The 19,215-nt window shown below is 37.1% G+C and carries 16 protein-coding genes; 9 read left to right on the top strand and 7 right to left on the bottom strand.

Going from position 1 to position 19,215, the window contains the following annotated elements; translation table 11 throughout:
• Positions 1–298 precede the first annotated feature (298 nt).
• The 5 genes from OPU68_RS00995 to OPU68_RS00975 all read left to right on the top strand — a co-directional run bounded on the left by OPU68_RS00995 (position 299) and on the right by OPU68_RS00975 (position 4,741).
• On the top strand, positions 299–1,534 hold the full coding sequence (locus tag OPU68_RS00995) for an OmpP1/FadL family transporter (RefSeq protein WP_498472086.1): 1,236 nt from the start codon (positions 299–301) through the stop codon (positions 1,532–1,534).
• Positions 1,535–1,549: 15 nt separating this feature from the next.
• Entirely contained in the window at positions 1,550–3,085 is a 1,536-nt protein-coding gene (locus OPU68_RS00990) for an SGNH/GDSL hydrolase family protein (protein ID WP_498472085.1), read from the top strand.
• 108 nt (positions 3,086–3,193) lie between these two features.
• Positions 3,194–3,619: an RrF2 family transcriptional regulator gene (locus OPU68_RS00985; RefSeq protein WP_498472084.1), complete on the top strand. Its 426-nt coding sequence runs from the start codon at positions 3,194–3,196 to the stop codon at positions 3,617–3,619.
• A 56-nt stretch (positions 3,620–3,675) separates the two neighbouring features.
• Positions 3,676–4,248, top strand: coding sequence for a hypothetical protein (locus OPU68_RS00980; RefSeq protein WP_498472083.1), 573 nt, complete (start codon positions 3,676–3,678; stop codon positions 4,246–4,248).
• Positions 4,249–4,309: 61 nt separating this feature from the next.
• The gene (locus tag OPU68_RS00975; RefSeq protein WP_498472081.1) at positions 4,310–4,741 is read left to right on the top strand and encodes a nucleoside deaminase; all 432 of its coding nucleotides are present in this window, start codon (positions 4,310–4,312) and stop codon (positions 4,739–4,741) included.
• Here the strand turns inward: OPU68_RS00975 and OPU68_RS00970 are convergent, their stop codons facing one another.
• Both OPU68_RS00970 and OPU68_RS00965 read right to left on the bottom strand, forming a co-directional pair.
• Positions 4,742–5,500 (bottom strand): type III pantothenate kinase, encoded by a 759-nt coding sequence (locus OPU68_RS00970; RefSeq protein ID WP_498472080.1) that lies wholly within the window; start codon positions 5,498–5,500, stop codon positions 4,742–4,744.
• A gap of 387 nt (positions 5,501–5,887) precedes the next feature.
• On the bottom strand, positions 5,888–7,747 hold the full coding sequence (locus tag OPU68_RS00965; RefSeq protein WP_498472333.1) for a M1 family metallopeptidase: 1,860 nt from the start codon (positions 7,745–7,747) through the stop codon (positions 5,888–5,890).
• Between the two features lie 172 nt (positions 7,748–7,919).
• Between OPU68_RS00965 and OPU68_RS00960 the strand changes: the two genes are divergently transcribed.
• Both OPU68_RS00960 and OPU68_RS00955 read left to right on the top strand, forming a co-directional pair.
• Positions 7,920–8,630: a TlpA family protein disulfide reductase gene (locus OPU68_RS00960; protein WP_498472079.1), complete on the top strand. Its 711-nt coding sequence runs from the start codon at positions 7,920–7,922 to the stop codon at positions 8,628–8,630.
• 376 nt (positions 8,631–9,006) lie between these two features.
• The gene (locus OPU68_RS00955) at positions 9,007–10,524 is read left to right on the top strand and encodes a GH3 auxin-responsive promoter family protein (protein WP_498472078.1); all 1,518 of its coding nucleotides are present in this window, start codon (positions 9,007–9,009) and stop codon (positions 10,522–10,524) included.
• Between the two features lie 131 nt (positions 10,525–10,655).
• Here OPU68_RS00955 and OPU68_RS00950 read toward each other — a convergent pair whose 3' ends face one another.
• The 5 genes from OPU68_RS00950 to OPU68_RS00930 all read right to left on the bottom strand — a co-directional run bounded on the left by OPU68_RS00950 (position 10,656) and on the right by OPU68_RS00930 (position 16,141).
• The gene (locus tag OPU68_RS00950; protein ID WP_498472077.1) at positions 10,656–12,305 is read right to left on the bottom strand and encodes a DNA repair protein RecN; all 1,650 of its coding nucleotides are present in this window, start codon (positions 12,303–12,305) and stop codon (positions 10,656–10,658) included.
• A 182-nt stretch (positions 12,306–12,487) separates the two neighbouring features.
• The gene (gene porD / locus OPU68_RS00945; protein ID WP_498472076.1) at positions 12,488–13,393 is read right to left on the bottom strand and encodes a type IX secretion system protein PorD; all 906 of its coding nucleotides are present in this window, start codon (positions 13,391–13,393) and stop codon (positions 12,488–12,490) included.
• A 94-nt stretch (positions 13,394–13,487) separates the two neighbouring features.
• On the bottom strand, positions 13,488–14,681 hold the full coding sequence (gene coaBC / locus OPU68_RS00940; RefSeq protein ID WP_498472075.1) for a bifunctional phosphopantothenoylcysteine decarboxylase/phosphopantothenate--cysteine ligase CoaBC: 1,194 nt from the start codon (positions 14,679–14,681) through the stop codon (positions 13,488–13,490).
• Between the two features lie 110 nt (positions 14,682–14,791).
• A complete protein-coding gene (locus OPU68_RS00935) occupies positions 14,792–15,115 on the bottom strand; it encodes a DNA-directed RNA polymerase subunit omega (RefSeq protein WP_028122280.1) in 324 nt (107 codons plus the stop codon).
• Positions 15,116–15,148: 33 nt separating this feature from the next.
• Positions 15,149–16,141, bottom strand: a complete 993-nt coding sequence (locus OPU68_RS00930; protein ID WP_498472074.1) for an outer membrane protein assembly factor BamD — start codon at positions 16,139–16,141, stop codon at positions 15,149–15,151.
• 242 nt (positions 16,142–16,383) lie between these two features.
• On the opposite strand from OPU68_RS00930, the gene OPU68_RS00925 reads away from it, so the two are divergent.
• Positions 16,384–17,334, top strand: a complete 951-nt coding sequence (locus OPU68_RS00925) for a hypothetical protein (RefSeq protein WP_498472073.1) — start codon at positions 16,384–16,386, stop codon at positions 17,332–17,334.
• 69 nt (positions 17,335–17,403) lie between these two features.
• On the top strand, positions 17,404–19,200 hold the full coding sequence (gene lepA / locus OPU68_RS00920; protein WP_498472072.1) for a translation elongation factor 4: 1,797 nt from the start codon (positions 17,404–17,406) through the stop codon (positions 19,198–19,200).
• The last annotated feature ends 15 nt before the right edge of the window (positions 19,201–19,215 follow it).

The following is a 19,215-nucleotide window of genomic DNA, read 5'->3' as shown; positions in this document are numbered from 1 at the left end:
TTTGTTAATTTTAAGTTAATACACGATTAATATTGATAAATAATTAAATTATAAACACAAATTTTATGATATACTTAAAATGGATTTAACCGTTTTAGGATGTTTTAGGATGCCTTGTTTAAAATTAAACTGAAACATAAAAAAAAATGATAATTAACATAAACAACTACTAATCAAACAATTAATTATCTATCAAAATCAAACAATTATTCTTAGAATAGCAATGTTTAACATTTTTTGTGTTTTTTTATAATTGTTATCAAAATAATTATAAATTTGGAACATTAATAATAATCATATGAAAAGAATTTTAATGACTGCGGCCTTAGCAGCCGGTGTAATGGCATACGCAGGAGGTTTCCGGGTATCTCTTCAGGGCGTAAAGCAGTTAGCGATGGCTCATACGAGTGCTCACGCGGAGGATGCAAGTATTGCATTTTTCAACCCTGCAGGTATTTCTTTTATTCCTAACAAAGTAAGTGTTGTTGCGGGCGGTTTTGGAGTTTCAAATCAAATCACTTTCCAAAATACAAGTACTTTAAAGCAAACCGAAACAGATAATCCATTAGGAACACCATTTTATTTTGCCGCTGCTTATAAGATTGTAGACAAACTTTCAGTGGGACTAAGTATTACAACACCATTCGGCAGCACGATAGAATGGCCATCTGGATGGGAAGGTGCAGAAATGGTAGAGAAACTAGAACTGAAGAGTTTCTTCTTCCAACCAATGGTTTCTGTAAAATTAGCACCTTGGGCTTCTTTTGGGGCTAGCTATATCTATGCAAGGGGGAAAGTAGATTGGACAAAACGCGTAACTCAGCTTGGAGGATCTCTTAACTTACTGGATGACGAAGCGACAGGTCACGGTTTTGGATTTGGTTTCTACTTCCAGCCGGATAGTAAATGGGATGTGAGTGTAGCTTACCGTTCTCCTGTAGATATGAAGGCTGAAAACGGTAAAGCGACTTTCAATGTTTCTTCTGCATTATATCCTAATATTGGTTTGGCAGCAACTGGCGGAGTAGATACCTTCAAAGCGACTTTGCCTTTGGTAGATGAGATTACTTTGGGTGCAACTTACAAAGTGACGCCTAAGTGGTTGGTTTCTGCAGATTTTAATTATCACGGATGGGAAAGATATAATAAGCTGACTTTGGATTTTGCTAATGCGCCGGTTGGTAATCAGGCAGATCCTACAATATTGGTAGCTCCTAAAAACTTTAAAAACGCCAAGACTTTCCGCGTAGGAACACAATATATGGTTACGGATATGATAGCTGCAAGAGCAGGTTGGTATTATGATGAGTCTCCATATTCCGATGAAAACTTCATCCCGGAAACGCCGTCTTTTGACAATTACGTAATTACCGCCGGAGTTGGACTTAAGTTTAATAAATTGGGTGTAGATATTTCTGGTGCTTATGCAATGCCGGAAAGCAGAAAAGTTAATAATGCTTATAACAGTTTTTACGGACAGGCTAAGGCAAAAGTATTTTACTTTGGTTTAGGATTATCTTACAACGCATTTTAAAAAATAGAACTAATTATGAAAAAGATATTTTTATCAATTATAGCAGCTTCACTTTTATTCGCGGTAAGCTGTCAGACAGATTTCGATAACAGTACAGAAGATGTTGTTGTAACTTCCGGAGAAGCTAACTTCTCCAAATATGTAGCTTTGGGTAACTCTTTGACATCAGGATACAGAGACGGAACATTATATTCCAGCGGACAAAATGAATCTTATCCCCTGATGCTTGCTACTCAAATGAAACTTGCTGGTGGCGGTGAATTCAAACAACCTATGATGCCAAATGATGTTGGAGGTTTTAATGATTTGAAAGATGCCAACGGAAACATATTATATCCTGGTAAACTAACATTACAGGTTTCAAATGGCGCGCTTAGTCCGGTTTACTCTGCGCCCGCAGCTGCATTAGACAATGTAACTTCAGGTGGACCATATCAAAATATGGGGGTTCCCGGAGCAAAATCATTTCATCTGGTTACACCTGGATACGGAAGTGCTGCAAACCTATCTTTAGGACGAGCTAATCCTTATTTTGTAAGATTTGCAACTTCTGCTTCAACAACGGTTCTAGCAGACGCAATGGCTCAAAAACCAACCTTTTTCTCTCTTTGGATTGGTGCAAATGATGTCCTAAGTTATGCTACAAGTGGAGGAAGCGGTGTAGATCAAAAAGGAAATACAAATCCAGCAACTTATGGATCCAACGATATTTCTGATCCGAATGTTGTTGCTGCTTCTATAAAAGGAGTTCTTGACGGATTAAAATCTGTTGGCACAACCAAAGGAGCGATTTCTAATATTCCTTATGTTTCTTCTGTTCCTTATTTTACGACTGTACCTTATAATCCATTGACACCAGCTGCTTTAGGCGCAAACCTTACAGCTTTGAATTCAGGTTTATATGGTCCTCTTAAACAGGCTTTAACAGCTTTTGGGGCAGGAACAAGAATTAACTTATTATCTTCTACTTCCGCAAATCCTTTATTGATTAAGGATACTTCGCTTACGAATTTGTCGGCTCAGTTAACTGCTGCTTTGACTCCTTCTTTAGGTGCAGCTACAGCAGCGGCTTTTGGACAAATCTATGGTCAGGCGAGACAAGCAACTTCTGAAGACTTTATATTGTTACCTGCAAATACTATTATAGCAAAAACAAATCCTAATGCACCTGCCAGTATAAATGTATATGGCGTATCTTTTCCGCTAGATAACCAATACGTTTTAACTAAAACAGAATCTGCATTGGTCACAGCTGCTACAGACGCTTATAATGCTTCTATTACAAGCTTAGCATCAGCTTATGGGTTGGCATTGGTAGACTCAAAATCCAAAATGATAGAACTAAATTCTGCATCCGGAATACAATGGGACGGTGTTAAATACACCGCAAAATTTGTAACAGGAGGAGCATTCTCTCTAGATGGTGTACATCCAACCGGAAGAGGATATGCAATCATTGCAAACGAGTTTTTGAAAGCAATCAACATGAAGTATAGGTCAAATCTTCCAATGATAAGCCCTAACTCTTATTCAGGCGTTAAGTTCCCATAAGGAAAAATAATAATTAATATAGCCGTCTTGTTTGGAAAAACGAGGCGGCTTTTTTTATTAGAAATTAATATTATTTCCGAGTTATAAAATTTTGATTATTTTTACACTATGCTTTCAAAAAGAGTCAAATACGCCATCAAAACTTTGCTTTTCCTGAACAGGACAAACAATGCTTCCCTATTTTCTGCTAAAAAAATATCAGAGAATGAACGTATTCCGCTCAAATTCTTGGAGCAAATCCTTCGTGAACTGAAACAGAACAAAATTCTTAAAAGCGAACGCGGCGCAGAAGGTGGTTACACTTTTATGAAAGATCCTGCCGACATCAAAGTTCTGGATGTGATTAGAATTGTAGACGGACCAGTAGCGATGTTACCTTGTGCATCTCTCAATTTTTATGAAAAGTGCGCCGATTGTACAGATGAAGCCACTTGCAGTATTAGAAAATTATTAATCAACGTTCGTGATAATATGCTTCCTATTTTGGACACAAGCATCGCAGATATGACAAAATTGGAAAAGACCCCTGTCTAAATATTCACAAACTAAGATTTTAAACAATATACAATCTTAAAAAACTAATAACATTCATGAAAAAAACCATTAGCCTTCTTGCCCTGGCAATTTTAGGCATAACCGGAATCAGTGCACAAACTGAAAATCCCAACTCAACTTCTGAACGAAAAAATGATGTGATGATCAGCCCTATAGAACTGATCGCCACTCCTCTCCTTAATATTTCTTACGAAAGACTGATCTCGGAAAATATGGGAGTCGGAGTCAATGGAATGTTTTATTTCGGAAATAATGATGACTTCGACGACACAGGATTTACCCAAATTTCACCTTACTACAGAATGTATTTCGGGAAAAAATATGCCGCCGGTTTTTTTGTAGAAGGCTTTGTTCCAATCACATCTACAACAGATTATTATTACACCTACACCAACTCTGCTCCATATACTTACTCGGAAGAAATAAGAAGAACAACCGTTGGAATCGGAATTGGGCTTGGTGGTAAATGGATTACCAGAAACAATATCGTTTTTGAAGTGAGCGGAGGACTTGCAAGAAGATTTGGAGGCAGTAAAAACAACATCGATTTCTATGACGGCGATAATCTTACCGGTAAAGGAATGCTGGGAATTGGATATCGTTTCTAGAACATAGATTTTATCATTAATGAATAAAAAGGTTTAGTTTTGTGCTAAACTTTTTTGCGTTATGTTCACCGACGAATATTTTATGAAAATGGCTTTTCACGAGGCTCAAATGGCTTTGGAAAAAGATGAAGTTCCGATTGGCTGCGTCATAGTTTCCAACAACAGAGTCATTGCAAAATCTCATAATCTTACGGAAACTTTGAATGATGTTACCGCGCACGCAGAAATGCAGGCCATCACTTCCGGAGCCAATTATCTTGGCGGGAAATATCTACAGAATTGTAAGATGTATGTTACTTTGGAACCTTGCGTGATGTGTGCAGGTGCTTTGAGCTGGTCACAAATTTCAAAAGTTGTGATTGGTGCGAGGGATGAGCAAAGAGGTTTTATTCACAAAGGTTTATCACTCCATCCAAAAACAGAAGTCGTAACAGGAATCATGGAAAACGAATGTTCTCAGATTGTAAAAGATTTTTTCAGGAATAAAAGATAGTTACAATTCCTTTCCAAGAAAATACAATCCTTTCAAAGTGTGAAGTCTGTCGCCGATGTTGATTTTGTCTGTCAAAGGTTTGTAAACGTGGCTCACACCACCGGTTGCAATGACGAAACAGTCATCATTCACCTCACCATTAATTCGATCTATAAAACCTTCCACCATTCCAAGATAACCGTACACCATTCCGCTTTGCATACACGTCACGGTGTCCAGCCCAAGAACAGTCTTTGGTTTTACCAATTCGATTTCCGGAAGCTGAGCTGTGTCGTGAATCAAACTATTTAATGAAGTGATAATTCCGGGAGCGATGATAACACCCAAAGTCTCTCCATTCTCATCCAGACAACTTGCCGTAAGCGCTGTGCCAAAATCGATAATGATTTTCTTTTTTCCGGGATAGAGATTGTGTGCAGCCACTAAGTTGGCGTAGATATCCGTTCCCATTTGTTTGGACTTCGGGATCACACCGGAAGGCGTATTCCTGTCAACGATGATCGGAACTTTGTTATGAATCTTTTTGATTCCGCTGCTCACGACTTTCGTTAACTGGGGCACAACCGAACCAATGATCACTTTATCAATATTCTGAGGATCAATTTTATAGGTTTGGTACAGCATTAAAATCTGAACATACAATTCGTCCGTCGTTTTGTAAGGTTTTGTATTTATGACCCACGAGATGTCACAATTGTCATCATCAAACAGTCCGAAACGAATGTTGGTATTGCCTATATTGATTACGATGGAATTCATTATGATGCTATATGATTACCTATTTCTATTATTAAATCAGAGCTTTATTGGTCAAAATACCTAAGCTTGTTGGTTCACATACCCAATACTATTGGTTAAAAAGACCAACTTACATAATTAAAAGACTAATTCTATTGGTTAAAACAACCAACTTACTTGGTTAAGATGACCAAGTTAATTTTTTAAAAGACTAATCTTACTGGTTAAAACAACCAACTTATTTGGTTAAGATGACCAAGTTAATTGGTTAAAACAACCAACTTACTTGGTTCAAAGACCTTAGTTTTTGTTTAATTACGGGTTTTTCTTGAAATCCGGAGGCTACGTGTGTTAAATCCTCCAAACATTCTCTAACCTTAATCTTTTGCCTTTATTCTTTTGTTCTCCTTACTTCACTTCCAAATAATTATCCTCAGGATTCACATCTGCGAGACGCTGACTGAAATCAATTCCAATTGCCGACAACTGTGCTTTGGTATAAGGAATCGTGAAACTGTATTCCTGCTGCGTCCACGCCCAATATGGCAAAGTTTTAAACGGTCCGTAGATATCTTTTGTTTTCCAGGTTCTGGTAAGACTTAATGGGATATTATAATTAACAACCTTTTTATCCTTAGTCAAAACACTGAAGTCGATTGGCATTGGAACGCCACCCTTATTTACCAAAGTGATTGTAGTAGATTCCGGATCATATTTCACATTTTTGATGCCGTAATCGATTGTTTTTGTCGTGTTGATCCAATAATGCTGAAACCATTTCAAATCCATTCCGGTAATTTGCTGAGCGATGTGGATAAAATCTCTTTCCGTTGGATGCTTCATTGCCCATTCGTCGTAATATTTCAGCATAATTCGATTGAGATTTTCTTCCCCAACGATGTAACCCAACTGCACCAAAAACATTTCGCCTTTGATGTAACTTGCATAAGTATAAGCCGTTCCGTTGTCGTGGTGGTCTGCTAACCAAACCGCAGGTTCTTCTTTCCCAGATTTTGTGAAATTGACATAAGCGCGGATAGCGTCTGCAAAAGGATTTGGTTTAGCTTCTTTTGGAGGGAACAGTCTGTAAGAGACGAAATCTTCTGCATACTGCGTGAAACCTTCGTCCATCCAAGGCCTTACACTTTCGTTGGTTGCGAGCATCTGCTGAAACCAAGAGTGCGCACCTTCATGGAACATCAATCCGCTAAGACCTTCCAGACTTGTAGATTCTCCCAGAATCATGGTGCACATTCCGTACTCCATTCCACCATCGCCACCCTGGATGAAGGAATAGCTCGGCCATTTATAACGTCCGAAAGTAGCATTCATCAACTGGTAGTATTTTGTGATGTATGGTTTCATTTCTGACCAATATTTTGTCTTTTCCGATTTTTGATAAACTAAGAAAACCTTTGGTCCATCTAGAATAGGAAAACTTTCTACAGTATAATCTCTGTCCGCTGCCCAGGCAAAATCAAGGATATTTTTTGCTGTCCATTTCCACGTCACTTTGTTGGAAATATCTTGTTTAATTGTTGCATTGCTGTCGTAACCTTTTACTTCCGCCGGGTTTTCCAGATTTCCGCCGGCTCCGATGACATAATCTTTGTCGATTTTAATATTTACTTCATAGTCAGAAAACGGAGCGTGGAATTCTCTTCCGATGTAATCAAAAGCAGCCCAGCCGTCATAATCATATTCAGCTATTTTCGGATACCATTGGCTCATTGTCATATCGATGCCTTCGCGGTTGTTTCGGCCGCTTCTTCGGATCTGCATCGGGATGACAGCGTCCCATTCCATTGTGAAAGTGGTAGAAGAATTTGGTTTGATAGCTTCAGCCAAATAAACTTTCATTATCGTCCCCTGAACCTCAAATTTCAAATCTTTTCCGTTCTGCTTTATCCAACGGATATTTTGCGCGCCTTCTTCATTCTTCGGAATCTCGGATAATCTGGAAACCATTGTATTTCCGACTCTTTTTGCCAATCTGCTGTCAGCATTCACACCTTGACCCGCCACACGCTGGTCCATCATAGAACCTGCTTTGAAGGCGTTCCAATACAAATGAAAATAGGCAACTCTCAGCTCGTCCGGAGAATTATTTTGATATTGCAAAGTCTGTTTCCCTTGGTAAGTGAAGTTGGCAGCATCTACATCAATATCCATTTTATATTTTGCATATTGCTGGGAGTAAGCGTTTTGCTGCGCGAAAGAGAATAAAGAACAAAGAGTAAAGACTAAAGAGTAGGCAGTTTTTTTCATAGAATTATTTTTGTGAACCTTTGGAGATTTGATGCTCATAAAGGTTTTCTATTTTTAATTGTCTCAAAAATACTAAGTTTTTGTTGAATGGCAAGTGGAAAGGCGGGGAAGGTTGGGTTGTGGGTGGAAATTTTGTAAATTTGAGAGTACAATTCAAAATTCTAAAAACGACATGAAAAAAACACTAACCATTTTAAGTATTATAATATCATTTCTAGCCCTTTCTCAAACAAAATATTATCAGGATAAGAATGGAAAAATTCTTGACAAAAAGGCTTATGACAAAGAAAAACAATATAAACTAAAAGATATACACAAACAACTTGGCAAAGATTTCGATTTTGAAGAAGACTTAGCTTTAAAGAGATCCAATAAAGATAGCATCGTGTATTCTTTCGATTTTAATATGCTTCCCCTGGAACTAAAATTGGAAAAAGAAAGATTAAATAAATTTAAAAACAAAAAATTCGTTATTGATAATTTAGAGTTTCTCAATCCAGATGACAGACAAAAGTTAGACTTAAGCAAACCAACTTTTATTAATTTCTGGTTTACCAGTTGCCCACCTTGCATCGAGGAAATGCCAGCTTTGAATGAATTGAAAGAAAAGTACAATAATAAAATCAACTTTATTTCGATTACTTTCAATACAAAAGAACAAGTTGTGAAATTTTTGACAAAGTATGATTTTAAATTTGCTCACGTTCCTCATCAGCAAAAACTAATTGATTCTTATGGAATTAGTGGCTACCCAAAATCATTTCTTTTGGATAAAAATCAGAACTTAATTTATATTGAAGACGGATTACCTGGTAAAGAAAATGAAAAAGCATATGAAATAATTATGAGTAAGATGGAAACTAAAATCCAGAAATTGTTGTAAAAAAAACAGTTAACTTTTACATACTTTATTCTTTAAATAGGAATCTATACAAAACCCTTTTGGATTCATCCGGAATGACAAAATTATTTTTTATGTTGACTGTTGTTCTGTGTTGAATCTGCAGCCCGACTTGAGCGGAAATCCTTTTTTGCTTTGACTTCAAATTCTATTTAAACTGAAATCGTCTGCAAAAAAGATTGGGAGCGGAAGGCGGAAAAGCTGCCATAAAAAATTAATAAAACTCACAACCGCAGCTTAATAGCAGAATATTTATAAAATAGCTCACATTTTAGGAATAATTGCGAAAAAACACAAGATTTTCAAAAACAAAAATCAAATCATTTTCCATTCTCAAAATTTGTTATATTTGTGAAGAATGGCAACCAAAGCACTTTTTAATTCTGTCGTCAATTGGTTTATCCGCCAACGGATAGATCAGATAGAACATTTCATAAAATATCCTGTGGAAACGCAGGAAGGATTGCTCTTTTCCCAGCTTTTTCATGCTGAAGAGACAGAATATGGAATGAAGTACGGTTTCAGCTCAATTTCAAATTACAAAGATTTCCGCAAAAAAGTTCCAATCGTTTGCTACGAAGACTTCGAACCCTACATAGAAAAAGCGCGACAAGGGCAGAAAGACATATTTTGGCCAGGTGTTATTAAGCAATTTGCAAAATCTTCCGGGACGACCAATGCCAAAAGCAAATACATTCCCATTACCGCAGAAAGTCTGGAAGATTGCCATTACAAGGCTGGCAAAGATCTCATTTCTATCTATGTCAACAATCATCCGGAAAGCGAACTCTTTCAGCACAAAAATTTGCGTCTGGGCGGAAGTGCGGAGATGTATCAGGACTTCAACACAAAGTTCGGAGATTTGTCCGCAATATTGATAGACAATCTGCCATTCTGGGTAGAGATCATCAATACGCCAAGCAAAAAAACATCCCTGATGTCTGAATGGGAAACCAAAATGAAAGCCATTATCAGCGAAGTAAAGGACGAAGATGTAGGAAGTCTTACCGGCGTTCCGAGTTGGATGATGGTTCTTCTGCAAAAAACTCTGCAGGAAACAGGAAAGGATTTTATCTCAGAATTATGGCCGAATCTGGAAGTCTTCTTTCACGGCGGCATCAGCTTCAAGCCTTATAAGAATCAATACACGGAGATTTTAGGAAAGAACATCAGATACTACGAAATTTACAATGCCTCTGAAGGATTTTTTGCAATCCAGGATCAGGCCGGGAGTGACGAAATGCTGCTGATGCTGGATTATGGGATTTTCTATGAGTTCATCCCCATGGATCTTTATTATGCAGGAATCAGAGAAGCAATTCCTATTTCTGAGGTTGAGATCGATAAGAATTATGCTGTTGTCATTACTACAAACGGAGGACTCTGGCGATATTTAATTGGTGACACCGTCAAATTTACTTCTGTAAATCCTTATCGAATAAAAATTTCCGGCAGGACAAAACATTACATCAATGCTTTTGGAGAAGAATTAATGATTGATAATGTTGAAACTGCCCTCAAGATTGCCTGTGAACATCTGGATGCAAGCGTTTCTGATTATACTGGCGCTCCGGTTTTTATGACCAGTAAAAACAAAGGCTGTCACGAATGGATCTTCGAATTTACCAAACAGCCGAGTTGTATGAACGAATTCGCAGAGGTTTTTGATAGATCCCTGAAAACGCTGAATTCCGATTACGAAGCAAAACGATACAACGATATCACATTAAAAAGTCCAATAATCCATTCCGCAAAACCCAATCTGTTCTACGAATGGATGGCTAGCCGCGGGAAATTAGGTGGACAAAATAAAGTTCCAAGATTGAGCAACGACAGACAATATATCGACCCGCTTCTAAAACTGAACGGAGATTAATATCCAGTTTGGATTTCCAATCCAATTAATTTTCCTGATTTTTTATTGTTAAACTGAATATTAATAAGAGAATTTTTTTAACTTTTAAAAAAGCTTTTATTGCAGGATTTGCAGTAAAAGCTTTTTCATTCTCAGCCGATTAACTCTTTGGCCTGCGAAATCGCTGCTTCTGTAATTCTGGAACCGGAAATCAATTGCGCAATTTCATTGAGTTTTTCGTCGTCGGAAAGTTTGACGATGGTGGTTTTGGTGATTCCGTTTTCATCAAATTTCACCACTTTGTAATTCTCATTTCCTTTTGCCGCGACTTGTGCAAGGTGTGTGATGACGATGAGTTGAAGATCTTGAGACATCTCCTGCATCAGTTTCCCCATTTCCTCGGCAATCCTTCCGGAAACGCCTGTGTCGATTTCGTCCAGAATAAGAGTTGGAAGATCATTATTCTCCGCCATTATTTTTTTGATGGCGAGCATTACTCGGGATCTTTCTCCGCCGGAAACAGCGCTTTGGATGGGTTTCAATGGAAAACCAGAATTTGCTTGGAAAAGGATTTGGATATTATTTTTTCCGTGAAGATTATATGATTGAGAATCCGCCAAATCAATTTTCAGAATTGCTTTTTCCAAACCGAGTTTTGAGAAGATTTCTTTAGCTTGATTTTCCAGATTCCCGGAGAATTTCTTCCTGTTTTCAGCTAATTGCTGACTGAAAGTTTGAAGTTCTTTTTCAATCAGTTTAAGGTTTTTTTCTTTTTCTTCGATTTGATTTTCAATCGTTTCCAAAGAGTTTTGGCTTGCTGATAATTCTTCTCGGATTGACAAAAGTCCGTCAATGTCATTCACCTGATGTTTCAGGAAAAGCGAATTCAATCGGTTGACAGTCGTCAATAAGGCTTGCAAAAGATTCGGGTCAATTTCCAGATTTTCTGCCTTGTTTTCTATTTCAATATTGATGTCTTTCAGTTCAAGATAAGACGTTTCCAATCGTTCGCTGAGATCCTGGTATTCGGAAGAAAGCTCTGAAAGTTTGGCGATTTTATTTTTAACTTCAAAAAGTCCCGATAAGATTCCGAAATCTTCCTGATTTAGTTTTGATAAGATTTCTGAAAGATATTCGCTGATTTGCCCTGCATTTTCCTGCGTATTGAGTTGATTCTGAATTTCTTCAAAATCCAAATCGTCCAATTGCATTTCTTCCAACTCTGCGAGAAGAAAATTTTTATAATCAGATTCCTTGTTATTTTCTGCAAGTGCAGATTTCAGTTGTTCAATTTCTCTCTTCGTTGTCTGATAACCAACGTAATGTTTTTGATAATCAGAAAGTAACGATTTATTTTTTGCCAAGCCGTCCAAGATTCCAAATTGGAATTGCTCGGTAAAAAGGTCAGACGTTTCGAATTGTGAATGAATGTCTATCAATCTTGAAGATAATTCCTTCAAAACATCCAAAGTCACAGGAACATCATTGATGAAGGCTCGGGATTTTCCGCCAGACGAAATTTCTCTTCTAATGATCGTCTGTTCTTCAAAATCCAGATCTTTTTCTTCAAAGAAATCTCGGAAATTTTCGGTGATTTGGAATTCGGTTTCTACAATGCTTTTCGCATCAGACTTTGTAAAGGATTTGGCGTCGGCTCTTTCGCCCATTATCAGACGAAGCGCACCAAGAATGATGGATTTTCCTGCACCGGTTTCTCCAGTTATGACCTGAAGACCTTTCCTGAGATCAATCTCAAGAGTGTCAATTAATGCAAAATTCTGAATGAAAATTCTTGAAAGCACGAAAAATTATTTTTTACAACTAAATTATTACTAAAGGTCGATTTGAAGACGAAAATCCTCAGCCTGACTTGAACAGAAATCCTTTTTTGCGAAAACTCAAACTTCGATTTGATCTGAAATCGTCTTGCAAAAAAGAGTGGAAGGCGGAAATAGCGGCCCAAATAATTGGACTTACAAATTTTCTATTTCCACTTATTCCATTTGGTGTCAATGTCTTTTGGAGAAAATGTGCTCATCATCGTTTTCAGTTCACTGATGTTGACAGAAGCGTTGTTTCCGGAATCAAAAATATTGAAAATCTCGGTACTTTTGCTCTCCAGAAAAACATTGAAAGGATAATTCATTTGGAAATTATTATCATAAAACTTCAACTGCATAAGAGACTCTGCAATCGTCTTTTTCGCAGGACCTTGATCTGGCTTTGCCAAATTATCAAGACCAGCACGGTGATAGCTGTAGAAAACGGTTCTTAAAGTTGAAGAATTTTCATTTTGTAAACCAGAAATGAGTGCGCCTCGGTTTCTCTGACTTTCGATCTGGTTCCAGCCGTCATAGCTTTGATTCTGAGAGTTTTGGGCAATCTTGAAAGCTTTGTCAAACCAGGCTTGTCCGCCTTTCAGTTGGAAACTGTCGCCGTCGTAACCGAGAATCAAATAAATATAGAAGCTGATAACATCTGTTAGGTTTTTTCCTGAAAATTGTCTTTCGTTGAAAATCAAATTCTCATTTTCATTATATTCGAAAGAAAAGCTGGTATCATTAATATTCATCAAAGGTGACTCGTATTGGGAGTTGAAAACCGGACGCGTTGCCTGAACCACCATTGTCCCTTTAAAACTGTTATTACCTATACGTTCCGAAATTACGATCGCAAAGTTGCATTTGATCTTTTCAAAATTCTGAAGTTTTCTTCCTGTCCAGCTGGTATTATTAATGTAATCTCTAAGCGATTTTTCCAAAGTTCTGAAAACCTGCGTGTTGCTTCCTGCAATCTGCTGGTTGTTGATCTGCACATTTGCCAAAAGCTCCTGTGAGAAAGCCGTTTGAGCGAAGAATAAAGTGCAGATTATATAAAGTAGTTTTTTCATTCAAGTATAAAAATGTTTGTAAAAATAAGCAATCTTTGTCAAAGAAAATAATCTAAAACAGGCATAAAATCATAACGGAAAACCGTGGATTTTGTTACAATTTTTCCTCAATAAAATTCAGGATGTCTTTTGCGACTTCTTCTTTTGATTTCAATGAAAATAATTGTTCCTCTGTTGGTGTAAAAATTTTGATCTTGTTGGTAGCATTTGCAAATCCTGCGCCTTCATCTCTCAAAGAATTTAAGACAATCATATCCAGATTTTTCTTTGCTAATTTCCCTTTAGCGTTCTCTTCTTCATTCTGAGTTTCCAAAGCAAAACCTACCAAGAACTGTTTAGACTTTTTCTCGCCCATTGTCCGGAGAATATCTTTGTTTTTGACCAACTCAATCGTCAATTCATTTTCGTTTTTCTTGATTTTTTCCGTCGCTTTTACTTTCGGCGTGTAATCTGCAACGGCTGCGCTCATTATTGCAACATCCACATTTTCATAATGTTTAAAAACTTCATCAAACATTTCCTGAGCTGAGGTTACTCTGTAAATTTTAATATTTTTGTCATCCACTTTTTGAGAAGATGGTCCTGAAATCAATACCACGTCAGCACCACGTTTTGCCGCTTCTTTTGCCAAATCGAAACCCATTTTTCCGGAAGAATGATTTCCGATAAATCTTACAGGATCAATATTTTCATAGGTCGGTCCGGCTGTAATTAGAAATTTTTTGCCTGCGAAACTTTGTTCAATGTTCGTAAATTGATTTTCTAAAACTGATAAAATGGTTGAAGGTTCAGCCAATCTGCCTTGTCCTGAAAGTCCGCTTGCCAATTCTCCGAATTCTGCAGGAATGATTTTGTGTCCAAAACTTTCAGCAGTCTGAAGATTTTTAGTAACCGCTGGATGTGCGTACATATCAAGATCCATTGCAGGAGCGATGATTACTGGACATTTTGCGGACATATAAACAGCCATCAAAAGATTGTCGCAAAGTCCGTTTGTGATCTTTGCTAGAGTATTGGCGGTGCAAGGTGCAATGAGCATCAGATCTGCCCAAAGCGCTAACTCAACGTGGTTGTTCCAGGTCTTGTTTTCATCATAAAAATCGGTGTAAACTTTATCTTTGGATAAGGTAGAAAGCGTAAGTGGTGAGACAAAATCTTCTGAGGATTTTGTCATAACAATTTTTACTTCTGCTCCGGATTTTATTAGATCCCGAACAAGGTAATTCATTTTGTAAGCCGCGATTCCTCCAGTAATTCCCAGAATAATTTTTTTGCCTTGCAAACTCATTTTTGCTTTGATTTTTATTAACGAAAGTATTAATAATTTTAATAACAAAAAAACCGTCGGATTGAAGATAAATTCAAAGCGACGGTTTTATATTTTAAATCAGAAAAGATTTAGTTTTTCTCTTCGGTTTTTCTGTGGTAGATCTCATCATCCAGCCATTCTCTGATAGCAATAGATGTTGGTTTTGGCATTTTTTCGTAATGCTTGGAGATTTCGATTTGCTCTCTGTTTTCGAAAACTTCTTCCAAAGTAGAATTGTGAACAGCAAATTCATCAAGTTTTCCGTGTAATTCTGTACGGATTTCAGCGTTGATTTGCTCAGCTCTTTTACCCATAATCACGATAGCTTCGTAGATGCTGGCTACTTTTGCTTCGATTTTATCTTTGTCGTAAGTGATGGTACTTACTTCTGCTTTTGTATCTTTAAGGCTCATTGGGCGAATTGTTTAGGGTTGCAAATATACTAATTATCTTTTAAACTTGAAAGTGGCTTGTGGCTCCGGCGAATTTACCTTCGCACTGTCTCTTCTTGCCTGATCGGCGGAGTTTTCCATTTTCAACTGGTTTTTCTCCTGCTCTATTTCTTTTTTCTCGTTTTCTTTAGATTCGGCATTTTTCACTTTAGCTTCGTATTCTGCCTTTCTTTTTTCTACATCCACTTGTAAAGCAGCGAATTTTACCTTTTCAGCTTCCAGTTTTACGTTTAGCTCATCTGCTGTTTTAGAATATTCAGAATTTGGAAGTTCTGCAGAAATTCTTTTTGTGTAAGCAGCGGCGTTGTCCAATCTTTCTTTTTTCAGGTCATAAATAGAATTGATGGCCAATTCATATTTAGACTTCATAATGATATCGTAGATTTTTGGTCTCAGTTTGGTTGCGGGGAAATCTTCCAAAACGTTTTCAAAAGTTACCGCAGCGGCTTTGTACTCGCCCATTTTGTAATATTGCTTGGCATTTTCAAAAGCTTTGAATTCCAATTTATAAGTCAATTCATCTACAAGTTGTGTGATGTTTTTGGAACGTTCAGAATCAGGATAGTCATTCAGGAAGTTCTGTAATTCTGTAATGGCAGATTCTGTATTGCTTTGATCTAAGTTATACTGTAAAGATCCTTCATAATAACAAAGCGCAGATAAGTAAGCCGCCTCTTCTTTTCTTGGGTCTTGTGGGAAACTCACCACAAAATTCTTGAACTGATTGGCTGCCAATCTGTAGTTCTTATCATAATAATTGGCATAAGCCGAATTGAAAACAACATTGGGCGCATCATCTGTTCCCGCTACCAGATTTGGTAATCTGTCATACAATGCCAAAGCATCAGTCCATTTTTTCTTTGCGAATTTTTCATTGGCAACTTTCAAGATAAAATCTTTGTCGGCACTCTTCATAGCCTGATCCATTTCTGTTTTGCAAGACAGCAAAATCACAGACAACACTAATAAACTAATATATTTCTTCATAATTCCCGCCAGAATAAATCTGTCACTTGATTGTAATTAATTTGCAAAAATAAAACTTTTTTCTCCAAAACTTTTTTTTTATGAAAGATTAACGTTTTATTTGCTTTTAAGACATATGGTAAACTGCTATAACACTCACTTTATTAATAATAGAAAAATTCAAATTCAAATGAAAAAAACAATTTTATTGATGTTATTTCCTGTTTTTTTTACAGCTCAGACCACAATGAAAAAAGATCAGATTGGATGTTCCGATAAGAGATTATTATGGTGCATCTACGCTTACGGTAATTGATGAAAGGAAAGATGAAAACATTGGGAATATTGTTTACAAAGGAGAAACATATAATTTTAGTTTTCCGGAAGGTACTGCAACTGATAATATTGAAGATTGGTTTTCAAGACAGAATAAAAAGAAAGGAGGAAGAGAATTGATTTTATTAATTCAAGATTTGAACGTATATAATTCTTTGGTAACCAATACGAATTATTGTAAACTAAAAGTAAAACTCACCACATTCCTAAAACAAGATTCAAAATATTTTGCTTTGAAGAGATATGAGGATGTACTTACTTTTAATCCCAAAGAAGCAAGTGGAATTCCCACAACCTTATCAAAAGGAATTGAGAAAATCTTACAGCATATTGTGTCAAAATCCTTTAAGGATGAAGCTTCAATGGTACCTTTGGCTGAAAATGAATTGTCTGATTATTATAATATCTTACTGGAAAAACAAAATGCAGTTGCTGCAAAGTCTCTGAAAAATGGCGTTTATGAAGATTTCGAAAAATTCTATAATCAAGATGCATTAAGATACAGAATAGTAAAAGACGAAAAAGGAAATGTCGTAAAAGCCGAAAATCCTGATAATCTGGAAGAGAAACTGCGTGCTCACAAGATCTTTGCTTATGTGGAAAATGGTGTGGCTTATCACAACACGTTGGAAGGATTTGTTCAACTCAATAAGAATGAAGGTGGGTTTTATATAGATTCCAATAGAAATTTGATTTATCCATCCGTTGGAAATACATTCGGGCTTGTAGGTGCTTTGTTTGGAGGGATAGTTGGCGGCGTGATTGGTGGAACAATTGATGCGATTAAAGCTAATTCCAGATTCAACAATGCTAAAACTGAAAAAAGGGAAAAAGTTTATATTGACTTTATGAACGGACAATATATTTTCCGAGATTAGAAACTGAGTAATATAAAACAAGCTTTTACAGTCTCTTTTTTTTATCTTTGCAAATTACAAGAATTTTAAATGAAAAACATCAGGAACTTCTGCATTATTGCACATATCGATCACGGTAAAAGTACATTGGCAGATCGTCTTTTAGAATACACCAATACAGTGACTTCCAGAGAATTACAATCTCAGACTTTGGATGACATGGATTTGGAAAAAGAACGTGGAATCACCATCAAGTCTCACGCTATCCAAATGGATTACGAGCTGAATGGTGAAAAATATATCCTAAACCTTATCGATACGCCGGGACACGTGGATTTTTCTTACGAAGTTTCCCGTTCTATTGCAGCTTGCGAAGGTGCACTTTTGATTGTGGATGCAGCGCAAAGTATTCAGGCTCAGACGATAAGTAATTTATACTTGGCTTTAGAAAACGATCTGGAAATTATTCCGATCCTTAATAAAATAGATCTTCCATCTGCTAATCCGGAAGAAGTTACCGACGAAATTATGGGACTTTTGGGTTGCAAATATGAAGATGTTCTAAGAGTTTCCGGAAAAACAGGAGAAGGTGTTCACGAATTGCTCGAGCAGATTGTAAAAAGAGTTCCGCCACCAGTTGGAGACCCGAAAGCACCACTTCAAGCTTTGATCTTTGATTCTGTTTACAATCCTTTCCGAGGCATTGAAGCTTATTTCAAAGTGGTGAACGGAAGTATTTCTAAAAACGAAAAAATTAAATTTTTCGCAACCGGAAAAGAATATGGTGCGGATGAAGTTGGAACTTTGAAACTAAAACAGCTTCCAAAGAAAACCATCGAATGTGGTGACGTAGGCTATATAATTTCCGGAATCAAAGATGCCCGTGAAGTAAAAGTGGGTGACACAATTACCTCTTTCGTAAATCCTGCTTCGGAAGCAATCGACGGTTTCGAAGAAGTGAAACCAATGGTTTTTGCCGGAATCTATCCAATCGAATCTGAGGATTTTGAGGAATTGAGATTCTCATTAGAAAAATTAAGACTGAATGATGCTTCTTTGGTTTTCGAGCCGGAAAGTTCTGCAGCGCTTGGTTTTGGTTTCCGTTGCGGATTCCTGGGAATGCTTCACATGGAAATTGTTCAGGAACGTTTGGATCGTGAATTCAATATGGATGTGATCACAACGGTTCCCAATGTGTCGTACCACGGTTTTTCCAAAAAAGATCCGGAAACGCCAATCTTGATTAATAACCCATCGGAAATGATGGATCCAATAAGTCTTGACCGAGTGGAAGAACCTTTCATCAAGGCTTCAATCATTACAAAATCTGATTTCGTGGGCGGTGTAATGACACTTTGCATCGAGAAAAGAGGAGAAATAGTTAATCAAAGTTATTTGACGGCGGACAGAGTAGAATTGACTTTCAATATGCCATTGGCAGAAGTTGTTTTCGATTTTTATGACAGACTGAAATCCATTTCAAAAGGTTACGCTTCATTCGATTATTCGCCGATTGGGATGCGTGCATCGAAGTTGGTAAAAATGGACATTTTGATCAATGGTGATATGGTGGATGCTTTGTCTTCGTTGATTCACGATTCTAATGCGTATCACATTGGTAAAAAAATGTGTGAAAAATTACGCGAACTGATTCCGAGACAACAGTTTGATATTGCTGTTCAGGCCGCGTTGGGAGCGAAAGTAATCGCCAGAGAAACCATCAAAGCTTTGAGAAAAGACGTTACTGCCAAATGTTACGGAGGTGATATTTCCAGAAAACGTAAACTTCTTGAGAAACAGAAAGAAGGTAAGAAAAAGATGAAACAAATTGGTAGAGTAGAAGTTCCTCAGTCAGCGTTTATGGCTGTTTTGAAACTTAACGATTAGAACTGATTTAAAATT

This window comes from Chryseobacterium sp. TB1-D10 (genome assembly GCF_059803555.1).
The sequence above is the reverse complement of the archived record's forward strand: the minus strand, read 5'-3'. Positions and strand labels throughout refer to the sequence as shown.